The sequence below is a fragment of the Vulcanisaeta sp. genome (genome assembly GCF_049966235.1).
GTDB lineage: Archaea > Thermoproteota > Thermoprotei > Thermoproteales > Thermocladiaceae > Vulcanisaeta > Vulcanisaeta moutnovskia.
The window spans coordinates 1-729 of the sequence record NZ_JBMFVA010000067.1 but is presented as its reverse complement, the minus strand read 5'-3'; the positions used below and the strand labels follow the sequence as shown (position 1 = coordinate 729).

Here is a 729-nt window from a genome sequence, read left to right as displayed (position 1 = left end):
CCCGGGGTAACTTTTCTGTCATGCCCGGCCCCCACCAGTGGGGGCACGAGCGTTCGCTAGGCCTCGGTTTCCCGTCCGGACCCCTTGTTATCCAGGGTCCGGTCAGGCCGGCTTTTGCCCTTGCACTCTACAGCGGGTTTCTGACCCGCTTGAGCCGACCTTTGGGCGCGCGTGTTATCTTTTCGCGCGCGTGCCGCCCCAGCCGAACTGCCCACCAGGCGCTGTCCCCCAGCTTTCGCCGGGGTTAGTCCTACGGGCGCAGAAGGGTGGTGTTTCAGGGTCGGCTCCCCCATCCCCGAAAGGATGGGTTCGACGCCTCCCACCTACGCTACGCTCCCACGCCCATAGGACAGCGTCTGGCTGCAGTAAAGCTCCACGGGGTCTTCTCTCCCTACGGGAGGTTGCTGGACTGTGAACCAGCAGGTAGATTCACGGGGGCGCAGACCGGGACAGTGGGGACCTCGTTGATCCGTTCATGCGCGCCGGAACTTACCCGGCAAGGCATTTGGCTACCTTTCTCCCGGGAGTTCCCCTCGCTTGGCAATTCGTGTTTCAATTATACTGACTACCTCGGGTTAAATGACGGGGTTTTTTCGTATTGAATTTTTTATAAGCTTGAGGATGCCAAGCTTGGAGACCCTCCCGTTAAGAGAGTCAGAGTTACTCCCGGCCTTCAGCGGCGCTTCGCCCGGTTGTACCCGGGTTTCACGGACCGCCAGTGGCCAGGAT

At 60.8% G+C, this 729-nt stretch carries 1 rRNA gene; it reads right to left on the bottom strand.

Annotated elements, in window-relative coordinates:
* A 23S ribosomal RNA gene (locus tag ACP5L5_RS11740) occupies positions 1-729 on the bottom strand; the annotation flags it as partial.